This is a genomic window from Pseudomonas sp. HMSC067G02 (assembly GCF_001813485.1).
GTDB classification, from domain to species: domain Bacteria; phylum Pseudomonadota; class Gammaproteobacteria; order Pseudomonadales; family Pseudomonadaceae; genus Pseudomonas; species Pseudomonas aeruginosa.
Genome location: NZ_KV812641.1, coordinates 16,020 through 35,873, shown reverse-complemented (window position 1 = coordinate 35,873; position 19,854 = coordinate 16,020). Strand labels below are relative to the sequence as shown.

General features: G+C 67.5%; 15 protein-coding genes. 6 read left to right on the top strand and 9 right to left on the bottom strand.

Annotated elements, in window-relative coordinates; genetic code table 11:
* Positions 1-170 precede the first annotated feature (170 nt).
* From rdgC to HMPREF2914_RS07890, 4 genes are all read left to right on the top strand, one after another.
* Positions 171-1,091: a recombination-associated protein RdgC gene (rdgC, locus tag HMPREF2914_RS07905; protein WP_003091601.1), complete on the top strand. Its 921-nt coding sequence runs from the start codon at positions 171-173 to the stop codon at positions 1,089-1,091.
* Positions 1,092-1,177: 86 nt separating this feature from the next.
* Complete coding sequence (locus HMPREF2914_RS07900; protein WP_003452887.1) at positions 1,178-2,113, top strand: bile acid:sodium symporter family protein; 936 nt, start codon at positions 1,178-1,180, stop codon at positions 2,111-2,113.
* Between the two features lie 139 nt (positions 2,114-2,252).
* The gene (gene sugE, locus HMPREF2914_RS07895; RefSeq protein ID WP_003091603.1) at positions 2,253-2,567 is read left to right on the top strand and encodes a quaternary ammonium compound efflux SMR transporter SugE; all 315 of its coding nucleotides are present in this window, start codon (positions 2,253-2,255) and stop codon (positions 2,565-2,567) included.
* A 214-nt stretch (positions 2,568-2,781) separates the two neighbouring features.
* Positions 2,782-2,991: a cold-shock protein gene (locus HMPREF2914_RS07890; protein ID WP_003091604.1), complete on the top strand. Its 210-nt coding sequence runs from the start codon at positions 2,782-2,784 to the stop codon at positions 2,989-2,991.
* Positions 2,992-3,051: 60 nt separating this feature from the next.
* On the opposite strand, the gene HMPREF2914_RS07885 is transcribed toward HMPREF2914_RS07890, so the two are convergent.
* The 4 genes from HMPREF2914_RS07885 to HMPREF2914_RS07870 form a co-directional block, all read right to left on the bottom strand.
* Positions 3,052-4,926: an MFS transporter gene (locus tag HMPREF2914_RS07885; protein WP_003091605.1), complete on the bottom strand. Its 1,875-nt coding sequence runs from the start codon at positions 4,924-4,926 to the stop codon at positions 3,052-3,054.
* A gap of 174 nt (positions 4,927-5,100) precedes the next feature.
* The gene (locus HMPREF2914_RS07880; RefSeq protein ID WP_003091606.1) at positions 5,101-7,266 is read right to left on the bottom strand and encodes a TonB-dependent receptor family protein; all 2,166 of its coding nucleotides are present in this window, start codon (positions 7,264-7,266) and stop codon (positions 5,101-5,103) included.
* Between the two features lie 96 nt (positions 7,267-7,362).
* The gene (locus tag HMPREF2914_RS07875) at positions 7,363-8,217 is read right to left on the bottom strand and encodes an AraC family transcriptional regulator (protein ID WP_003091607.1); all 855 of its coding nucleotides are present in this window, start codon (positions 8,215-8,217) and stop codon (positions 7,363-7,365) included.
* A gap of 66 nt (positions 8,218-8,283) precedes the next feature.
* On the bottom strand, positions 8,284-8,871 hold the full coding sequence (locus HMPREF2914_RS07870; RefSeq protein WP_003119682.1) for a GNAT family N-acetyltransferase: 588 nt from the start codon (positions 8,869-8,871) through the stop codon (positions 8,284-8,286).
* A 265-nt stretch (positions 8,872-9,136) separates the two neighbouring features.
* Here HMPREF2914_RS07870 and HMPREF2914_RS07865 point away from each other — a divergent pair, with 265 nt between their 5' ends.
* The gene (locus tag HMPREF2914_RS07865; protein ID WP_003117605.1) at positions 9,137-12,616 is read left to right on the top strand and encodes a PAS domain-containing hybrid sensor histidine kinase/response regulator; all 3,480 of its coding nucleotides are present in this window, start codon (positions 9,137-9,139) and stop codon (positions 12,614-12,616) included.
* Positions 12,617-12,623: 7 nt separating this feature from the next.
* Here HMPREF2914_RS07865 and HMPREF2914_RS07860 read toward each other — a convergent pair whose 3' ends face one another.
* Together HMPREF2914_RS07860 and HMPREF2914_RS07855 are read right to left on the bottom strand one after the other, a co-directional pair.
* Positions 12,624-16,970 carry a DEAD/DEAH box helicase gene (locus HMPREF2914_RS07860; RefSeq protein ID WP_023091523.1) on the bottom strand — a complete coding sequence of 1,449 codons (4,347 nt, stop codon included), beginning with the start codon at positions 16,968-16,970 and terminating at the stop codon, positions 12,624-12,626.
* A gap of 68 nt (positions 16,971-17,038) precedes the next feature.
* Positions 17,039-17,422, bottom strand: a complete 384-nt coding sequence (locus tag HMPREF2914_RS07855) for a hypothetical protein (RefSeq protein WP_016562133.1) — start codon at positions 17,420-17,422, stop codon at positions 17,039-17,041.
* Positions 17,423-17,588: 166 nt separating this feature from the next.
* On the opposite strand from HMPREF2914_RS07855, the gene HMPREF2914_RS07850 reads away from it, so the two are divergent.
* Positions 17,589-17,876 (top strand): hypothetical protein, encoded by a 288-nt coding sequence (locus tag HMPREF2914_RS07850; RefSeq protein ID WP_003091615.1) that lies wholly within the window; start codon positions 17,589-17,591, stop codon positions 17,874-17,876.
* A gap of 78 nt (positions 17,877-17,954) precedes the next feature.
* Here HMPREF2914_RS07850 and HMPREF2914_RS07845 read toward each other — a convergent pair whose 3' ends face one another.
* The 3 genes from HMPREF2914_RS07845 to HMPREF2914_RS07835 all read right to left on the bottom strand — a co-directional run bounded on the left by HMPREF2914_RS07845 (position 17,955) and on the right by HMPREF2914_RS07835 (position 19,748).
* Positions 17,955-18,284 carry a YnfA family protein gene (locus HMPREF2914_RS07845; protein WP_003091616.1) on the bottom strand — a complete coding sequence of 110 codons (330 nt, stop codon included), beginning with the start codon at positions 18,282-18,284 and terminating at the stop codon, positions 17,955-17,957.
* Entirely contained in the window at positions 18,281-18,703 is a 423-nt protein-coding gene (locus HMPREF2914_RS07840; protein ID WP_003091617.1) for a hypothetical protein, read from the bottom strand. Before HMPREF2914_RS07840 ends, HMPREF2914_RS07845 begins: the two co-directional genes overlap by 4 nt.
* A gap of 232 nt (positions 18,704-18,935) precedes the next feature.
* On the bottom strand, positions 18,936-19,748 hold the full coding sequence (locus HMPREF2914_RS07835; RefSeq protein ID WP_003091619.1) for an SDR family oxidoreductase: 813 nt from the start codon (positions 19,746-19,748) through the stop codon (positions 18,936-18,938).
* Positions 19,749-19,854 lie beyond the last annotated feature (106 nt).

The window sequence follows — 19,854 nt, the reverse complement described above, 5'->3', positions numbered from 1 at the left end:
TCACCCTTCACTCTCGAAGTGGGGCGCATTCTACGGAGCGATTCGGCCCCTGGCAAGCCCCTCGATGAAAAAAATTTTCTGCCGTTCCAAGGAGTTAGCGACGGACCGGGGTTGGCCTGAGCCGCCAGCGGCGGAATAATGGGTCCTTTGTGCCCGGAGAGAACGACCCCATGTGGTTCCGCAATCTGCTCGTCTACCGCCTCACCCAGGATCTGCAACTGGATGCCGATTCCCTCGAGAAAGCCCTCGGCGAAAAACCCGCCCGCCCCTGCGCCAGCCAGGAGCTGACCACCTACGGCTTCACCGCGCCGTTCGGCAAAGGCCCGGACGCACCGCTGGTACACGTCAGCCAGGACTTCTTCCTGATCTCGGCACGCAAGGAAGAGCGCATCCTGCCGGGCAGCGTCGTGCGTGACGCACTGAAGGAAAAGGTCGACGAGATCGAAGCCCAGCAGATGCGCAAGGTCTACAAGAAGGAACGCGACCAGTTGAAGGACGAGATCGTCCAGACCCTGCTGCCGCGCGCTTTCATCCGCCGCTCCAGCACCTTCGCCGCGATCGCGCCAAGCCTCGGCCTGATCCTGGTCGACTCGGCCAGCGCGAAGAAGGCCGAAGACCTGCTCTCGACGCTGCGCGAAGCGCTCGGCTCCCTGCCGGTACGCCCGCTGAGCGTGAAGGTCGCGCCGACCGCGACCCTCACCGACTGGGTCAAGACCCAGGAAGCCGCCGGCGACTTCCACGTGCTCGACGAATGCGAGCTGCGCGACACCCACGAGGACGGCGGCGTGGTCCGTTGCAAGCGCCAGGACCTGACCAGCGAGGAAATCCAGCTGCATCTCACCGCCGGCAAGCTGGTCACCCAGTTGTCCCTGGCCTGGTCGGACAAGCTGTCCTTCGTCCTCGACGACAAGCTGGCGGTCAAGCGCCTGCGCTTCGAAGACCTGCTGCAGGAGCAGGCGGAAAAGGACGGCGGCGAAGACGCCCTCGGCCAGCTCGATGCCAGCTTCACCCTGATGATGCTGACCTTCGCCGAATTCCTTCCGGCGCTCTTCGAGGCCCTCGGCGGCGAAGAAATCCCCCAGGGCGTCTGACGCCCCGCTCTCCCGGCGGCGCCCGCCGCTGGGAGAGTCGCGCCCGGCATGGCAGACTGGCGGCCGTCCAATAACAAGGAAAGCCCATGCGTGCCCTGACCGCCCTGAGCCGTTTCGTCAGCGCCAGCTTCCCGTTCTGGGTCCTGCTGTTCGCCATCCTCGCCTTCTTCCGGCCGGCCTGGTTCCTCCCGCTCACCGTCGCCATCGCGCCGCTGCTCGGTCTGGTGATGTTCGGCATGGGCCTGACGCTCAAGGGCGAAGACTTCCGCGAGGTCGCCCGGCACCCCATACGGGTGCTGATCGGCGTGCTGGCCCAGTTCGTCATCATGCCCGGCCTGGCCTGGTTGCTCTGTCGCCTGTTGCAGTTGCCGGCGGAGATCGCGGTGGGCGTGATCCTGGTCGGCTGCTGCCCCGGCGGCACCGCTTCCAACGTGATGACCTGGCTGTCCCGTGGCGATGTCGCCCTGTCGGTGGCGATCACCTCGGTGACCACCCTGCTCGCCCCGCTGGTCACGCCGGCGCTGGTCTGGCTGCTGGCCTCGGCTTGGCTGCCGGTGTCGTTCGCGGCGATGTTCCTGTCGATCCTCCAGGTGGTGCTGGTGCCCATCGCCCTCGGCCTGCTGGCACAGCGCCTGCTCGGCGAGCGCACCCGACAGGTGGCGGAGGTGCTGCCGCTGGTCTCGGTATTCAGCATCGTGGTGATCATCGCCGCGGTGGTGGCCGCCAGCCAGGCGCGGATCGCCGAGTCCGGCCTGCTGATCATGGCCGTGGTGATGCTGCACAACGGCTTCGGCCTGTCGCTCGGCTATCTCACCGGCAAGCTGACCGGCATGCCGCTGGCGCAGCGCAAGGCCCTGGCCATCGAAGTCGGCATGCAGAACTCGGGGCTCGGCGCGGCGCTGGCCAACGCCCACTTCTCGCCCCTGGCAGCGGTGCCCAGCGCGCTGTTCAGCGTCTGGCACAATCTCTCCGGTTCGCTGCTGGCTGCCCTGTTCCGACGTATGGAAGATACACCGCGTTGAACTGGGTCCCGGTCGGGAAGCCTTGTCCCGACCGATGAACCATGCAAAATACCGCACGCAGTGAGGACGACCTCACCACCCGCCTCCGGCCGGTGATCGAATGGGGACGGCCCCGCCACCCGTTGCCCTGGAGATCGCCATGTCCTGGATCATCCTGTTTTTCGCCGGCCTGTTCGAAGTGGGCTGGGCCGTTGGTCTGAAATACACCGAAGGCTTCAGCAAGCCGCTTCCCACGGTCCTCACGGCGCTCGCCATGCTGGTCAGCCTGGGCCTGCTCGGCCTGGCCATGAAGCACCTGCCGCTGGGCACCGCCTATGCCGTCTGGACCGGGGTCGGCGCGGTCGGCACGGTAATCGCCGGGATCGTCCTGTTCGGCGAATCCATGGCATTGCTGCGCCTGGCCAGCGTCGCGCTGATCGTCTGCGGACTGGTCGGCCTCAAGCTGAGCCATTAGACATCCATCGAATATGCTCCGAGGGGTATCGCTTTCCGCAGTTTTATCGCGTACTCTGCGACCACTGTGCTTGCTTGGGTCACAGTGAATCGTGACCTGGTGTGGTAGATCTCGGTCCGCTCATCGCCTCGGCTCCTCGTACTCTTTGCAACTCAGTACCTACCGGCTCGGATATTTCCGTCGCCGCAATCAACTTTGTTTCAGGAGTTACACCATGTCGAATCGTCAGAACGGCACCGTAAAATGGTTCAACGACGCCAAAGGCTTCGGCTTCATCACCCCGGAAAGCGGTAACGACCTGTTCGTTCACTTCCGTTCCATCCAGGGCACCGGCTTCAAGAGCCTGCAGGAAGGCCAGAAGGTTTCCTTCGTGGTCGTCAACGGCCAGAAAGGCCTGCAAGCCGACGAAGTACAAGTTATCTAACTTGTAGTTCGCCAAAAAAAGCCCCGGCATCGCCGGGGCTTTTTCGTTTCTGCGGATCGATCAACGAGCTTCGCCGCGCAAGCTCGTCACCCGCGCCTGCAGGTCGAGGCGCTCCACCGCCCCCGGCGCCACCGATTCGCCGGCCACCAGGCTTACCCGCGACCACAGGCGGCGGAAGAAGCCCTTGTTCGGGTCGCGGCTGAAGAAGCTGCCCCACAGGCCCTGCAGCGCCATGGGGATCACCGGAACCGGGGTTTCCTCGATGATCCGCTCGATCCCGGCGCGGAACTCGTTCATCTCGCCGTCGGCGGTCAGCTTGCCCTCAGGGAAGATGCACACCAGCTCCCCGTCCCTCAGGTAGTCGGCGATGCGCTGGAAGGCTCGTTCGTAGATCCCTTCGTCCTCGTGGCGCGCCGCTATGGGCACCGCGCCGGCGGTGCGGAAGACGAAGTTGAGCACCGGCAGCGAGAAGATCCTGTAGTACATGACGAAGCGCACCGGCCGCCGGATCGAGCCGGCGATCAGCAGCGCGTCCACGTACGAGACGTGGTTGCACACCAGCACCGCCGCTCCCTCGTCCGGGATCGCCTCCAGATTCACATGCCGGACCCGGTACATGGTGTGGCTGAGCAGCCAGACCAGGAAGCGCATGGTGAATTCCGGGACGATCTTGAAGATGTACACGTTCACCGCGACGTTCATCAGCGACAGAGCGAGAAAAAGCTGCGGGATCGACAGCTTGGCGACGCTGAGGAAGAGGATCGAGACCAGCGCCGCGGCGACCATGAACAAGGCGTTGAGGATGTTGTTGGCGGCGATCACCCGGGCCCGCTTGTCTTCGTCGGTGCGCGCCTGGATCAGGGCGTACAGCGGTACGATGTAGAAGCCGCCGAAAATGCCGATGAACAGGATGTCGGCCAGCACCGCCCAGGTCTCATGGTGGCGCAGCACCGCCAGCCAGTCGTAGGGCGCCTCGCCTGGGGGAATGCCGCCGGCGTGCCACCAGAGGAGGATGCCGAAGACGGTCAGGCCGATCGAGCCGAACGGCACCAGGCCGATCTCCACCTTGCGACCGGAAAGCTTCTCGCACAGCATCGAGCCCAGCGCGATGCCCACCGAGAACACGGTGAGGATCAGGGTCACCACGCTTTCGTCGCCGTGCAGCCATTCCTTGGCGAAGGTCGGGATCTGCGTCAGGTAGACCGCGCCGAGGAACCAGAACCAGGAGTTGCCCACCAGCGAGCGCGAGACCGCCGGGCGCTGGCCGAGCCCCAGGCGGAGGATGCTCCAGGACTGGGCGAAGATGTTCCAGTCGAGCTTCAACCCCGGCAGCGCCGCCGCCGCTCGCGGAATGCCGCGGCTGGCCAGGTAGCCGCAGGCGGCCACCAGCACCACCGCGGTGGCCACCGCCGCCGCGTAATGCGCATGGGACATCAGCACGCCGGCGCCGATGGTGCCGGCCAGGATCGCCAGGAAGGTGCCCATCTCCACCAGCGCGTTGCCGCCGACCAGTTCGTCCTCGTGCAGGTGCTGGGGCAGGATCGAATACTTCACCGGGCCAAATAGCGCCGAGTGGGTGCCCATGGCGAACAGCGCGACGAACATCAGCGGCAGGCTGCCGAAGACGAAGCCGGCAGCGCCGACCAGCATGATGCCCACCTCGGCCAGCTTCAGCGCGCGCATCAGCGCGTCCTTGTTGTACTTCTCGCCGAACTGTCCGCCCAGTGCCGAGAACAGGAAGAACGGCAGGATGAACAGCAGCGCGCAGAGGTTGACCAGCAGACTGCGGTCGCCGCTGACGCTGAGGTGATAGAGGATGGCGAGGATCAGCGACTGCTTGAAGATGTTGTCGTTGAAGGCGCCGAGCAGCTGGGTGATGAAGAACGGCAGGAAACGCCGCTTGCCCAGCAGGGCGAATTGCGAATGTTGGGTCATCGTCCTTGTTACCTTGCGTGGCCGCCGAAAGGAAGCCCGTCATCGATTGGACTGCATGGACCGCGGATCAGGCCACAGCGTTCCGATGGAAATTCCGCGCCCATCATAGAACAGGCGTCCGCGTTGCCGCAGGACGCCTGTCGTCGGACGATGCGCCAAGTCGCATCCGAATATTCAGAAACCGACGCTGGCCTGCATGAACAGCGTTCGCGGCTGACCCACGTAGATTCCCGAATTGTTGTCGCTGGAGCGGGTGAAATACTGCTTGTCGAACAGGTTCTTCACCCCGAGGCCGAGCTTCAGGTTCGACGCCTGCGGGCCGAAGTCGTAGCCGACGCGGGCATTCCAGGTCACGTAGCCGGGAATGTCGCCGTACTGGCCGTCGGCGCTGGGCTCGGTGATGTAGTTGTGGGTGAAGTTGCCCTGGCTGTCGGTGCTCAGCCCTGGCGCGCGCTGCATGGACTGGGCGAAGGCGTCGAGGTTGTAGGTCCAGCGGTCGACCTCGTAGCGCACCCCGGCGGTGGCCACCTGGCGCGAGTAGAGCGGCAGGTCGCGCCCCTTGAAGGAGGGAATGTCGCCTTCGTAGGTGGCGCGGGTATAGGTGAGGCTGCCGTAGACCGACAGGCCGTCCAGGCGCGGATCGAGAGCGGCGAAGTCATAGTGGCCGGAAGTCTCGATGCCCTGGTGCTTGGTGGCGCCGAGGTTGGTCCAGCCGACGTCGTTGCTGACGTACTGCAGCTCGTCGTCGAAGTCGATGTAGAACAGCGTGATCTCGCCGCCCCAGCTGCCGTTGTCGTAGCGCGTGCCCAGTTCGTAGGTCTTGGCCTTCTCCGGCTCCAGGCCGGCGGCGGTATCGTTGCCGCTGCCGCCCTGGCCGAGCTGGAAATACTGCAGGCTGCCGAACGATTCGGAGTAGTTGGCGAACAGCTTCCACTCGTCGCTCAAGTGATACATCAGGCTCAGCGCCGGCAGCGGTTCGTTGTAGTCCTTGCTGCGCTTCTTCTCCTGCACCGGCTTGCCGTTCAGGCCGAGCACCGGGCGGTCGCGCCAGTCGCTGTCGATCTTCTCGAAGCGGATGCCGGGGGTGATGGTCCAGTTGCCGACATCGATCTTGTCGTCGATGTAGAAGGCGCTGGCCTCGGTACCGCCGGTACGGTCCTGGTAGGTATGGCCGTCCGAGCCGGGACGCACGGTCGGCACATTGTCGACCAGTGCCAGTTGGCTGGCACGCTCGTTCATCGCTTCCTTCAGGTAGCGGTAGCCGATGCCGATCTCCTGGGTGGTCGGGCCGGCGAAGAAGATCCGCGAGACCCGCGGCTCCACCGCGAACACATGGTAGTCGCGCGGGTACGAGGTGATGGTCCTGAGGTTGCGCGCGGCGATGCTGCTGCCGCGGAAACTGTCGCTGTAGTAGGTGAGCACCTCGAACTGGGTGAGGTCGTCGACCTGGCGGGTGTACTTCAGCGAGAAGTCCTTGCGCCGACCACGGAAGTTGTCCCAGTCGCGCACCGACTGGAAGGGATCGTCGTCGTACTGCGCCTGGGTCAGGCCGCCCGGCATATCGGCGTAGGCGTCGTAGTAGTGGAAGTTGGCCGCCAACTGGTCGCTGTCGGTGAGCTGCCAATGAGTCTTGAGCAGCACGTCATCGATATCGTTGTCGTTGTTGCCGTCGCGGTAGTCGGCGCCCTTCACCCCGGAATACAGCAGCGCCACGCCCAGGCCGTTGTCGGCGGTCCCGCCGAGGAACGCCTGGTTGAGCTTCTTCCAGCCGCCGTGGCCGGCATGCTCGATGGTGGTGCCGATTTCGCCGGAGAACTTCTCCGGAATCGCCCGGGTCACGAAGTTGATCACCCCGCCGACGTTCTGCGGGCCGTAGCGCACCGAGCCGGCGCCGCGCACGACGTCGATACTCTCCAGGTTGCCGATGGACAGCGGCATCATCGACAGCTGCGGCTGGCCGTAGGGCGCCACCGCCGCCGGCACGCCGTCGATCATCACCGTCGAGCGCGGCGACAGGCGTGAAGTCAGGCCACGCACCCCGACGTTCAGGGAGATGTCGCTGCCGCCGGTACCGTTGTTGTCCTGCACTTGCACGCCGGGCACCTTGCGCAGCACGTCGCGGACGTTCTGCGCACCGCTCTCGAGCATTTCCCGACGACGCACCACGCTGCGCGCGCCGGGATGGTTCTGCACCACCGCCTGGTCGGCTTCGCCCAGCCAGTCGCCGACCACGGTGACCGTGCCCAGCTCCTTGGCTTCCTCTTCGGCCTGCGCCGCCTGCATGGACACACCCAGCGCGATGGCGACGGCCAGGCGCGACAACGAACTCACGGACGACATCGAGGCTCCCCCAGGGACGCAGGAAAAAGTGGGGCGCAAAATTACGGCAAATCGTAAAGAACGTAAATACAAATGATTTGCAAATGTGAGCTTGACTTATTCGTATGTCGTCAAGGACGAGCGCGCGCAGGCCGAGCGGTATTCACCCGGTGCCACCCCGTAGGCCTGCTTGAACTGGCGACCGAGGTGGCTCTGGTCGGCGAAGCCCAGCTCCAGGGCCACCTCCAGCGGCGCCCGGCCGCTCTTGAGCAGTGCCCTGGCCTGCTCCAGGCGGCGCTGCCTGAGCCAGGCGTGGGGCGGCATGCCGGTGGCGCGACGGAAGACCCGGGCAAAATGGAACGGGGACAGATTGACCGCCGCCGCCAGTTCCTCCAGCGAAGGCGGATCGAGCAACCGCGCCGCCAGCAGTTCGCGGGCGCGGGCCACCGCCAACGGCTCCTGCCCGGCCTTCGGCGCTTCTGGCAGGCGGGCGTGGCGACGGAACAGGGCGAGCATCGTCTCGCGCCAGCGGGTCTGGGTTTCCAGGCTGCCGGCATGCTCGGCCAGCAGGCGGTGCAAGTGGACGAAGGCGCGTGCCAGGGGCTGGTCGTGGATCACGCTGTCGGCGAAACGCGGCACGCCGCCATGATGGATTTCCAGCTCGTCGAGAATCCCGTCGATCTGCTCCATCTCCGGGTAGTAGCCGCGATAGAGCCAACCGGCATCATGGGCCTTGGAGCCGGTGTGCACTTCGTCGGGGTTGATCAGCACCATGCTGCCCAGCGGGGCCAGGTGCTCGCCGCCACGATGGCGGAAGCGCTGCGCGCCCTGCTCGATGATGACCAGGGCGAAGCTGCTGTGCACGTGCGGCGCGAAGCGCTGCTCCACATAGCGCGCGTGCAGCAGTTCGACGCCGCCCAGTTCGGCGGCGCGCCAGAAATGCGTGTGTTCTCCGCTCGTCTCGTCCGGCACTGCCGTCTCCTCGTTCGCCCGTCCGGACGGGCCGCCCAGCATACCGCAGGAGCGAAGGAACCGGCTTCAGCCGGTGAAGCTGGCTTCCAGCGCCGCCTTGACCTGCGGCCATTCGTGGTCGGTGATGCTGTAGACGAAGGTGTCGTCTAGCCGCCCGCCGGCCAGCCGCCGGTGGTTGCGCAGCACGCCCTCGCGCTGCGCGCCGAGCTTGTCGATGGCGCCCTGGGCGCGCAGGTTGCTCGCCGCCGTGCTGAGCTGCACGCGGACCATGCGCAGGTTGTCGAAGGCATGCTTGAGCATCAGGTACTTGATCATGCGGTTCAGGCCGCTGCCGTGCTGGGCCTGGTCGAGCCAGGTCCAGCCGATCTCGCAGGCCGGCAAGGCGGGAAGGAATTCGGCGAAGCGCGTGGTCCCGACCAGTTGCACGCCGAGGCGGACGGCGAGCGGCAACGCCCTGCCCTCGCGCTGCTCGGCGAGGCTCTGGCGGTACCAGTCCGGCCGCGTCGGTCCGTCCATGTACTGCAGCGCCTCGCGGTTGGCTTCGGCGAGGCTCACCAGCTCGGGAATGTCCGCTTCCACCAGCGGCTCGAGACGCAAGGCTCCGCGCTGCAGGGTGATCGGTAGCGGCTTGAACATGGGCGCCCTCCTCGACATCGACGCAAAACTCCGCTCCCATCAGAGCGTAGCGGCCGCGTTTAGTGCCGCAGCCGAAACCGGCTACGATGAACGGACAGCCGGCCGCCGGGGCCGTCCGCGCTCACGCAGCCCGGCACGCTACCAACTCCGCGCGTCCGGCTCAAGCATGCGTGCGACCTTGGTCGCAGGCGGCCTGACGCGCGGGCCGACAAGTGCGAAACTGGCGCGAAAGCAAGACCCCCGCCTCACGCCAGCTTCTCGCGGGGACATCATCGGAGTTCGCATGTCGCTGTCCATCGGGCTGATCGCCGTGGTCGCCCTGGTCTACATGGCCATCCTGTTCGCCATCGCCTTCTATGGCGACCGTCGCCGCACCCCGCTCTCACCCCGCCTGCGCGCCTGGGTCTACAGCCTCTCCCTGGCAGTGTACTGCACCAGCTGGACCTTCTTCGGCGCGGTCGGCCAGGCCACCGACCAGCTCTGGTCGTTCCTGCCGATCTACCTCGGACCAGTGCTGCTGATGCTGTTCGCGCCCTGGGTGCTGCAGAAGATGATCATGATCAGCAAGCAGGAGAACATCACCTCCATCGCCGACTTCATCGCCGCCCGCTACGGCAAGTCGCAGGCGCTGGCGGTGGTGGTGGCGCTGATCTGCATGGTCGGCGTGCTGCCCTACATCGCCCTGCAACTGAAAGGCATCGTCCTCGGGGTGAATCTGCTGATCGGCTCCGGTGCCGACTCCACCGGTACCCGCGCCCAGGACACGGCGCTGATCGTGTCGCTGGTGCTGGCGCTGTTCACCATCGTCTTCGGTACCCGCAGCCTGGATGTCACCGAACACCACCGCGGCATGGTCCTGGCCATCGCTTTCGAGTCGCTGGTCAAGCTCACCGCCTTCCTCGCCGTGGGCATCTTCGTCACCTTCGGCCTCTACGACGGCTTCGCCGATCTCTTCTCCCAGGCCCGCGCCGCGCCGCAGTTGGCCGACTACTGGGAAGAGACCGTGCACTGGCCGGCGATGCTGCTGCAGACCGGCGTGGCGATGACCGCGATCATGTGCCTGCCGCGGCAATTCCACGTCACCGTGGTGGAGAACATCGAGCCGCGCGACCTCAACCTGGCGCGCTGGGTGTTCCCCATCTACCTGGTGCTGGCCGCGTTGTTCGTGGTGCCGATCGCCCTCGCCGGCCAGTTGCACCTGCCCGCCGGGGTAATGCCGGACTCCTTCGTCATCAGCCTGCCGCTGGCCGAGGCGCACCCGGCGCTGGCCCTGCTGGCGTTCATCGGCGGCGCCTCGGCCGCCACCGGAATGGTCATCGTCGCCAGCGTCGCGCTGTCGACCATGGTCTCCAACGACATGCTCCTGCCGTGGCTGCTGCGACGCCGGGAAAAGGACACCGAACGGCCCTTCGAGGCCTTCCGTCACTGGCTGCTGACCGTACGCCGGGTGAGCATCGCGGTGATCCTGCTGCTCGCCTACGTGGCCTACCGCCTGCTCGGCTCCAGCGCCAGCCTGGCGACCATCGGCCAGATCGCCTTCGCCGCCATCGCCCAGCTCGGCCCGGCGATGATCGGCGCGCTGTACTGGAAACAGGCCAACCGCCGCGGGGTCTTCGCCGGCCTCGCCGCCGGCTCGCTGCTGTGGGCCTATACGCTGGTCCTGCCGGTGGTGGCCAAGGGCCTTGGCTGGCCGCTGGAGCGCATCCCCGGCCTGACCTGGCTGGCAAGCAATCCCTTCGGCCTGCCGATCGAGCCGCTGACCCAGGGCGTGCTGATCTCGCTGGTCGGCAACTTCGCCCTGTTCGGCCTGGTCTCGGTGCTCTCGCGCACCCGCGTGTCCGAGCACTGGCAGGCCAGCCGCTTCATCGGCCAGGAGATCTCCCAGCGGCAGAACTCGCGCTTCATGCTCGCGGTGCAGGTGGAAGACCTGCTGATGCTCGCCGCGCGTTTCGTCGGCGAGGAACGCGCGCGGCAAAGCTTCATCCGCTTCGCCTACCGCCAGGGCAAGGGCTTCACCCCGAACCAGACCGCCAACAACGAGTGGATCGCGCACACCGAGCGCCTGCTCGCCGGGGTCCTCGGCGCGTCCTCGGCGCGGGCGGTGGTGAAGGCCGCCATCGAAGGGCGCGAGATGCAGGTGGAGGACGTGGTGCGGATCGCCGACGAAGCCTCCGAGGTGCTGCAATTCAACCGCGCCCTGCTGCAGGGCGCGATCGAGAACATCACCCAGGGCATCAGCGTGGTCGACCAGTCGCTGCGCCTGGTGGCCTGGAACCACCGCTACCTGGAACTGTTCGAGTACCCGGACGGGCTGATCTACGTCGGCCGACCGATCGCCGACATCATCCGCTACAACGCCGATCGCGGCCTGTGCGGGCCCGGCGATCCGGACATGCACGTGGCCAAGCGCCTGTACTGGATGCGCCAGGGCACTCCGCACACCTCCGAGCGGCTGTTCCCCAACGGCCGGGTCATCGAGCTGATCGGCAACCCGATGCCCGGCGGCGGCTTCGTCATGAGCTTCACCGATATCACCGCCTACCGCGAGGCCGAACAGGGCCTCAAGGGCGCCAACGAGTCGCTGGAACAGCGGGTCCAGGAGCGTACCCAGGAACTCTCGCAGTTGAACCAGGAACTCAGCGAGGCGAAGAGCAACGCCGAGGCCGCCAACCAGTCGAAGACCCGCTTCCTCGCCGCCGTCAGCCACGACCTGATGCAGCCGCTGAACGCCGCGCGGCTGTTTTCCGCCGCCCTCGCCCACCAGGACGCGCTGCCCGGAGAGGTCCGCGACCTGGTGCAGCACCTCGACTCGTCGCTGCGTTCCGCCGAGGACCTGATCACCGACCTGCTGGACATCTCGCGCCTGGAAAGCGGCCGGGTCAGCGCCGAACGCAACCCGTTCCCGCTGAACAACCTCTACGATGCCCTCGGCGTCGAGTTCAAGGCGCTGGCCCAGGAACAGGGCCTGCATTTCCGCCTGCGCGGCAGCCAACTGCGGGTGGACAGCGACATCAAGCTGCTGCGGCGCATCCTGCAGAACTTCCTGACCAACGCTTTCCGCTACGCCAAGGGCCACGTGCTGCTCGGCGTGCGCCGCGAGGACGGCTACCTGCGCCTGGAAGTCTGGGATCAGGGGCCGGGCATCCCCCCGGACAAGCAGAAAGTCATCTTCGAAGAGTTCAAGCGCCTGGACAGCCACCAGACCCGCGCGGAGAAAGGCCTCGGTCTCGGCCTGGCGATCGCCGACCGGCTCTGCAAGGTCCTCGGCCATCCGCTGGAGGTACGTTCCTGGCCGGGCAAGGGCAGCGTCTTCAGCGTCCGCGTACCGCTGGCGCGGCAGGCGCCGCCGGCCCTGGCCAACGGCCACAAGGCCGAACCGGCGCAAGCGCTGAACGGCGCCCAGGTGCTCTGCGTGGACAACGAAGACAGCATCCTCGCCGGCATGAACAGCCTGCTCAGCCGCTGGGGCTGCCAGGTCTGGACCGCGCGCAGCCGCGAGGAATGCGCCACGCTGCTGGACAGCGAGATGCGCCCGCAACTGGCGTTGATCGACTATCACCTGGACGACGGCGAGACCGGTACGCAATTGATGGCCTGGCTGCGCACGCGCCTGGGCGAGCCGGTGCCGGGCGTGGTGATCAGCGCCGACGCGCGGCCGGAACTGGTGGCGGAGATCCACGCCGCCGGCCTCGACTACCTGTCCAAGCCGGTCAAGCCGGCCGCGTTGCGGGCCCTGCTCAGCCGCCATCTGAGCCTGCGCTGAGCGGGCCTCAGTGACGGCGGATCAGCAGCGCACGGATCTGCTGCGCGGTCTCGCCGTCGACTTCCGCGAGCATCCGCACCTTGCCGGCTACCAGCGCCGCCAGCGGCGCTCCGTCTCGATAGAGCAGGCGGTTGCCGGTCACCGCCGGCACCCGTTCGCCGGGTAGCAGGCCGCCGACCAGGTTCAACGGATCGACCGCCGACACCACCAGCATCGCCCCATCCGGCGGCCGCTTGCGCACCTCGCGCAACAGGCCGACCGCTTCCGCCAAGGCGAACTGCTCGCCGGCCAGGCCGGCGATGAAGCGCCCGCCGCGAATCTCGCCGCGCGCTTCCAGGCGATGGTAGACGCGCAGCAACTCGCGCCACGGCGGCAGCCAGTCGGCTTCGCGCTCCAGCAGGCGCCAGGCGACCACCCCATAGCGCCGCAGCAGGGTCCGGGCGACATGTTCGAGAACCTCCGCCGGCAAACGCTGCCCCGCCTCTTCCGCCTTCGCCCGGCGCAGCGGCGCCCAGCGCCCGGCGTCCTGCATGCCGCCCGGCAGGCCGCGCGAGCGGCGCTCCTGGCGGCTGCGCTTGTCCGCCGGCATCAGCAGGGTGCGCAGCCCGGCGAAGCTGTCGGCGTTGACCCGGCCGACCGAGACCAGCTCGCCGAGGGCGTTCTCCAGCTCGCTGCGCAGCAGGTGGGCATCCTGGCTCAGTTCGTCGAAGAACGATGCACCCTGCTCGCGCAGCACCTCCAGTACCCTGGCCGCGCGCGGCGACAGTTCCGGCTCCGGCGCGTCGCGCTGCAGGACGCTCCAGAGCCCCAGCTCACGGCGCGGCAGGAGCACGATCGGCGCGCTGCGCAGCGGACCGCCGGCGGCCTTGCTGCGTCCGGCCAGGCGCGCCCAGACGATGCGTCCGGAACGGCACAGCTGGTCCAGCCAATGGCTGGCGTAGTCGGCCACCCGCGCTGCCAGCAGTTCGCTTTCCCAGGCGGCCGCCGCGGCCTGGAAGCCCTCCAGTTGCTCGACCACCGTAGCCAGGGACTCCGCTCCCCGGCCACGGGTGCCCGGCGCCAGGCGCTGCCAGTCGAACAGGAAGCGCATGAAATCGGCGCGCTGCACCGGCTCGATTTCCCGGCGCAGGCGCTTCACCGTATAGCGATGGATGCGCGCCAGCAGATGGCGTTCGCACCATTCCTCTTCCGTCGCGCCAGGACTGAAGCGGCCACGCAGCACATAGCCTTCGCGCTCCAGGGCGGCCAACGCGTACTGCTGGTCGGCCAGGCCGATGCCCAGGTCGGCCGCCAACTGCCCGGCCGTGCGCGGCCCGAAGCCACCCAGGCGGGCGCGGGTCAGCTCCACGGTCGCCGCTTCCGCCGAGTCCGGCGGCGGATAGCCGCGAGGCGCCTGGAAAGCGTCGGGCACCTTCGCCGCGGGATGCACCAGGCGCATCGCCGGCAGGCGCTCCGCCGCCAGCCAGAGAATGCTGCCTGCGCAGTCCAGGCGTCCGGCGCGGCGTTGCTCCGACAGTTGCGCAAGCCATTCCCCCCAGCCCGGATTGGCCTCGGCCTCGCCCGAGGTGAGGTAGCCCAGGCTGTTCAGCGCCTCATGCATCTCGTCGGCGTTGCGCGCTTCCGGCCATGCCTCGCCACGCACCGCCTCGATCGCCTCAAGGTCCAGGGCGCCGAGATCGTCGGCGGACTCGGGATCGCTCCAGCGGCGATTCTGTACCGCCTGGGTACGCCGCTCCTCCAGCGGCGCATCGTCGAGATAGGCGTAGGGACGCGCGGTGAGTATCTCCGCCGCCAACGCCGAAGGCGCCGGCAGGTCGCGCGCCAGCAAGTCCACCGCGCCGCTCTCCATGTCGCGCAGCAGGGCCAGCCAGCCGTCGCAATCCATCGCCTCGTGCAGGCAGTCGTCAAGGGTCTGCGCCACCAGCGGGTGATCGGGCACCTCGCGCTCGCCGACGATATTCTCCAGGCACGCCACCTGGTCGGGGAACACGCTGGCCAGCAGATCCTCGCTCTTCATCCGCAGCAGTTGCGGCGGCACCTTGCGACCGCCGGTGTAGCGCGGCAAACCGAGCGAGGTGGTCAGGTTCCAGCGCCAGCGCACGCCGAACAGCGGCGCGTCGAGCACGGCCTGTACCAACAGATGCTCGGCGCTCGCCGAATGCAGGTAGCGCCAGACCTCGTCGAGGGGAAAGCTGTGGCTGGTGGACAGCGAAAGGATGATCGCGTCCTCGGTGGCCGCCGCCTGCAGCTCGAAGTTGAAGCTGCGGCAGAAACGCTTGCGCAGCGCCAGGCCCCAGGCGCGGTTGAGGCGGCTGCCGTGAGGACTGTGGATGATCAGTTGCATGCCGCCGGATTCGTCGAAGAAGCGTTCCATCACCAGCCGCCGGCTCCCGGGCAGGCCACCCAGGGCCTGGCGGGCGCGGGCCAGGTACTCGACGATCTGCCGCGCGGCGCCATCGTCCAGCCCGAGGGTGACGCCGAGCCAGGCGATGGCTGGCTCCAGCCGCTGCCCTTCCGGCAATGCCTGGCCTTCGCCGAGCAGCTCGTCGAGGGTGTCGCGCAGGCGCGCCACGCTGGCCGACAGCTCGTCGCTGCGCCCCGGCGCCTCGCCCAGCCAGAACGGAATGTTCGGCGGCTGGCCCTGGGCGTCCTCGACCCGCACCCGTCCCGGCTCGATGCGGATGATCCGGTACGAGGTGTTGCCCAGTTGGAACACGTCGCCGGCCAGGCTCTCCACCGCGAAATCCTCGTTGACCGTCCCCACCAGCAGGCCCTGCGGCTCCAGCAGCACGCTGTAGTCGCCGGTATCGGGAATGGTCCCGCCCGAGGTCAGCGCGGTCAGCCGCGCGCCACGGCGGCCACGGAGCAGGCCGTTGAGCGCATCGCGATGGAGATAGGCGCCGCGCACGCCGAGGCGTGAGTGGTAGCCCTCGGCAAGCATCCGCAGGACTTCGTCGAAGCGCTCGCGCTCCAGCCCGGCGTAGGGCTCGGCGCGGATCACCAGGCGATAGAGGTCGTCCTCGCGCCACTCCTGGCAGGCCACTTCGGCGACGATCTGCTGCGCCAGCACGTCCAGCGGCTGGCGCGGCAGCACCAGGCTGTCCAGCTCGCCACGGCGCACGCTGTCGAGCAGCGCCGCGCATTCCACCAGGTCGTCGCGGGAGGTCGGGAACAACCGGCCCTTGGGGGTGCCGCCGACGCTGTGCCCGGAGCGCCCGACCCGTTGCAGGAAGGCGGCGATGGAGCGCGGCGACGACAACTGGCAGACCAGCTCGACGTCGCCGATATCGATGCCCAGCTCCAGCGAGGCGGTCGCCACCAGTACCTTCAATTGCCCGGCCTTGAGGCGCTGCTCGGCATCCAGGCGCAGCTCCTTGGCCAGGCTGCCGTGGTGGGCCGCCACCTGGCGGCTGCCGAGGCGTTCGGCGAGGAAGCGGGTGACCCGCTCGGCCATGCGCCGGGTGTTGACGAACACCAGGGTGGTGCGGTGCTCGCCGGCCAGGTGCGCCAGGCGGTCGTAGACCAGCTCCCAGGTGTCGTTGGACATCACCGCTTCCAGCGCCACCGGCGGTACCTCGATGCCCAGGTCGCGGGGGCGCGTATAGCCGATGTCGACGATCCGGCAGGCCGGATCGCGCGGATTGCCGCTGGCGCCGACGAGGAAGCGCGCGACCTTCTCGATCGGCTTCTGCGTGGCGGACAGCCCGATCCGCAGCAGCGGTCGCGGACACAGCGCCTGCAGGCGCTCCAGCGACAGCGCCAGGTGGCTGCCGCGCTTGCTGCCGGCCAGGGCATGGATCTCGTCGACGATCACGCTGCGCACCCCGGCAAGCATCTGCCGGCCCGACTCCGAGCCGAGCAGGATGTACAGCGATTCGGGCGTGGTGACCAGGATGTGCGGCGGGCGCTTGCGCATCGCTCCGCGTTCGACCTGCGGCGTATCGCCGGTGCGCACCGCGCTACGGATATCGACGTCGGGCAGGCCGAGACGCGCCAGTTCCTCGCGGATGCCAGCCAGCGGTTGCTCCAGGTTGATGCGGATGTCGTTGGACAGCGCTTTCAGCGGCGAGACATAGACCACCTGGGTGGCATCCGCCAGCTCGCCGCCGGCGGCCAGCCCCTCTACCACCAGGGCATCGATGGCGGCGAGGAAGGCGGTCAGGGTCTTGCCCGAACCGGTGGGCGCGGCGACCAGGGTCGAAAGCCCCTCGCGGATCGCCGGCCAGGCCTCGACCTGGGCCGGCGTGGGCGCGGCGAAGTGGCGTTCGAACCACTGGCGGACGGCGGGATGGAACTCCGCCAGGGGCCGCGGAGCCGGCTCGGCGCGGCGGGCGGAAGAGGATGAAATAGGCATCATGCTCCGCACTATGGTGGCGCCGCGGGCGACTCACAAGCCCCGCCGATCGCCCGTCGGGCGCAGTTTCAGAGCCCGGCGACGAAACGGTCGAAGCGCTCGGCGTGCAGCGCTTCGCTGCCGTGCTCCTCGAGCAGCCGGCGAGCCTCGGCGGCCTTCGGCGTCTCGCCGCCGATCAGGCCGAGCAGGCGCTCGCCGCGCGGCGTGAGGACGAAGTTCTCGCCATTGCCGCCCTGCTCTTCCGGACGCGGCTCGATGAAGCCGCCCTCCAGCAGGATCGCCTCGTAGTCGGCGGCCTTCTGCTTCAACGCATCCATGTCGCCGACCCGCTGCCCGGCCTGGGAGCGTTCTTCGGCCAGGCGTTCGGCATGGGCGCGCGGGGCGAAGTTCTCATGGGCGGACTGCCGGACCTCCAGCAGCAACCGTTCGACCAGATCCCAATCGTGAGTCATGGCATACCTCCTGCGGCATAAGCGACGAGGGTCCTTCGCACCCTCTCTATGCGTGCGACCCGCAACCCGCAGCGAGGGTTCGAATCGGTCGCCGTCCGGCGTTGCGGCTGAACTTTGTCGGCTCGACCGGGCTCCACCGCTCAGGACCACCCCACAGGAGTACGCCATGAAACCGCTTTTCGCCCTCGCCAGCGCCTGCGCCCTGCTGGTCGCCACGCCGGTCTTCGCCTGTTCCGAAGCGGAGGCGGAAAAGATGGGCAAGGAAGTCGCCACCAAGGTCGCCTCGATCACCCAGAAGAACCCGCAACGGGCCAGGGAACTCAACGAGCAGTTGCGCCAGCGCCAGGAAGCCCGCTCGGAACAGAACCGGCCGAGCGATTGCGATGCCTACGCGCAGATGCTCAAGGAACTGGATCAGGAAAAAGGCGACGTGCAGCGCAACACTTCGCAGTGATCCGCCGGTTCGGGGTGCGGCGGCCCGGGACGGCGGGGCCCGGCGCCCGTGACGGGCACGCCGCCCACCCTGCCTGAGTCACTGCGACAGGCGCGGGCCGAACAGCACGACGCTGGCACCGACCACGCACAAGGCCACGCCCAGCCAGTCGCTCCATAGCGGCCGCGAGCGCTCGACGAAAGCCAGCCAGAACAGCGACGCGGCGACGTAGATGCCGCCATAGGCGGCATAGGCGCGGCCGGCGTAGCTGGCCTCCACGCGGGTCAGCAGCAAGGCGAACAGGGTCAGGCTGAGCAGGCCGGGCAGCACCCAGAGGGCGCTCTTGCCCAGCCGCAGCCAGAGATAGAAGGCGTAGCAGCCGGCGATCTCGCAGAATGCCGCGAGGACGAACCAGAGGTAGTTGATCACCGCCGCCCGCCCTCCCGCTCCCAGGCGCAGCGGACCTGCAGGTCGCTCTCCTGGGGGGTATGGAAGCCACGCTCGGACTCCCAGCGAAAGGTATGGCTGCCGTTCACTTCGGTCTCCAGGTGGACCACCGCGCTGGCCCAGTAGAGGCGCCTGAGCAACGCCTCGAACTGCTCGACCCACAGGCTCCACTCGTACTCGATGGCCTGGTAGCTGGCACCGAAGTGGATGATCTGGGTCTGGTAGAGCCCGGCCCCGGACTGCTCGCAGCGGCTGAACATCTCGCGTCCGAGGAACGGCCAGGCCTCGCCGCCCGGCAGGCTGTCCAGCACGCGGCGGTTGGCGGCACGACGCATGCGCCGCTCCATCGAATCGCCCGGCCAGTCGCGGATGCAGCCATAGACGATGGATTCAGACTCCACAGGGGTACTCCAGAACAGAACGGACTCGCAGAGGCAGCCTTCTAGCACAGGGCGCGAGGCCGGAAAAGCAAAAAGCCTCGCAAATGAGCGAGGCTTCTTGTGGGGTCCAACGTACTTCGGCAGGCAGGCCGGTGACTCAAGCTACTCGATCGCACCGCCTTGGGCAAGCACTATCTGCGCCGCACCGAAATGGTGCAAAGCCGCGCCCGTGCTGGCCTGCAGCCATTTCCACTCAGGCCTGGCGCTGACGCTTGGCCTGCATCTTGCCGGCCATCGCGGTCATCTCGTCATAGATCGCCTGGGGATTCTGCTGCTTGATCCTCCAGGCCATCCGCGCCTGCTCGTGGGGCAGGATCAGGAAACTGCCCTTGGCCACTTCGGCGTGGATGTAGTCGGCGATGTCGGCAGCGCTGATCGGCGAACTCTCCAGCAACTTGCCGACCTGGTGCTTCATCTCGGGGCTCGGGCCGCGGAAAGAGTCCAGCAGGTTGGTCTGGAAGAACGAAGGACAGACCACATGGACGCCGACCTCGACCAGCGCCAGCTCTACCAGCAGGCTTTCCGAAAGCGCCACCACCCCGGCCTTGGCCACGTTGTAGTTGCTCATCGCCGGGCCCTGCATCAACGCCGCCATCGAGGCGATGTTGACGATCTTGCCCTTGCTTCGCTCCAGCAGCGGCAGGAAGGCCTTGCAGCCCTTGACCACGCCCATCAGGTTGATCGCGATCTGCCAGTCCCAGTCCTCCAGGGACAGCTCGCCGAAGAAACCGCCGGAGGCGACCCCGGCGTTGTTGACGATGACGTCGATGCCGCCGAACTTCTCCTCGCAGCTCTGCGCCAGCGCGGTCAGTTGACTGTAGTCGCGTACGTCGCAACGCTGGGTGAAGCCATCGCCACCCGCCTCGCGCACCAGTTTCAGGCTTTCCGCCAGGCCGGCTTCGTTGACGTCGGCCAGCGCCAGGCGCCAGCCGTCACGCGCCCAGCGCAGGGCGATTTCGCGCCCCAGCCCGGAGCCGGCACCGGTGATCATCATGCGGTTTTGCATAGGGGTCCTGCCTTCCTGTTCGTGTGATGAAGGCCAGTGTAACCAAGGGTTTCAGCGGCCTCCGGCTAAATCAGGAAGCTGAATGCCTCGGGCAAACCCGGACATG

What these genes read in the sequence shown, in the direction of transcription:
- rdgC (WP_003091601.1), top strand. Translation starts at nt 171, where the DNA reads ATGTGGTTCCGCAATCTGCTCGTCTACCGCCTCACCCAGGATCTGCAA.
- HMPREF2914_RS07900 (WP_003452887.1), top strand. Translation starts at nt 1,178, where the DNA reads ATGCGTGCCCTGACCGCCCTGAGCCGTTTCGTCAGCGCCAGCTTCCCG.
- sugE (WP_003091603.1), top strand. Translation starts at nt 2,253, where the DNA reads ATGTCCTGGATCATCCTGTTTTTCGCCGGCCTGTTCGAAGTGGGCTGG.
- HMPREF2914_RS07890 (WP_003091604.1), top strand. Translation starts at nt 2,782, where the DNA reads ATGTCGAATCGTCAGAACGGCACCGTAAAATGGTTCAACGACGCCAAA.
- HMPREF2914_RS07885 (WP_003091605.1), bottom strand. Translation starts at nt 4,926, where the DNA reads ATGACCCAACATTCGCAATTCGCCCTGCTGGGCAAGCGGCGTTTCCTG.
- HMPREF2914_RS07880 (WP_003091606.1), bottom strand. Translation starts at nt 7,266, where the DNA reads ATGTCGTCCGTGAGTTCGTTGTCGCGCCTGGCCGTCGCCATCGCGCTG.
- HMPREF2914_RS07870 (WP_003119682.1), bottom strand. Translation starts at nt 8,871, where the DNA reads ATGTCGAGGAGGGCGCCCATGTTCAAGCCGCTACCGATCACCCTGCAG.
- HMPREF2914_RS07865 (WP_003117605.1), top strand. Translation starts at nt 9,137, where the DNA reads ATGTCGCTGTCCATCGGGCTGATCGCCGTGGTCGCCCTGGTCTACATG.
- HMPREF2914_RS07860 (WP_023091523.1), bottom strand. Translation starts at nt 16,970, where the DNA reads ATGCCTATTTCATCCTCTTCCGCCCGCCGCGCCGAGCCGGCTCCGCGG.
- HMPREF2914_RS07855 (WP_016562133.1), bottom strand. Translation starts at nt 17,422, where the DNA reads ATGACTCACGATTGGGATCTGGTCGAACGGTTGCTGCTGGAGGTCCGG.
- HMPREF2914_RS07850 (WP_003091615.1), top strand. Translation starts at nt 17,589, where the DNA reads ATGAAACCGCTTTTCGCCCTCGCCAGCGCCTGCGCCCTGCTGGTCGCC.
- HMPREF2914_RS07835 (WP_003091619.1), bottom strand. Translation starts at nt 19,748, where the DNA reads ATGCAAAACCGCATGATGATCACCGGTGCCGGCTCCGGGCTGGGGCGC.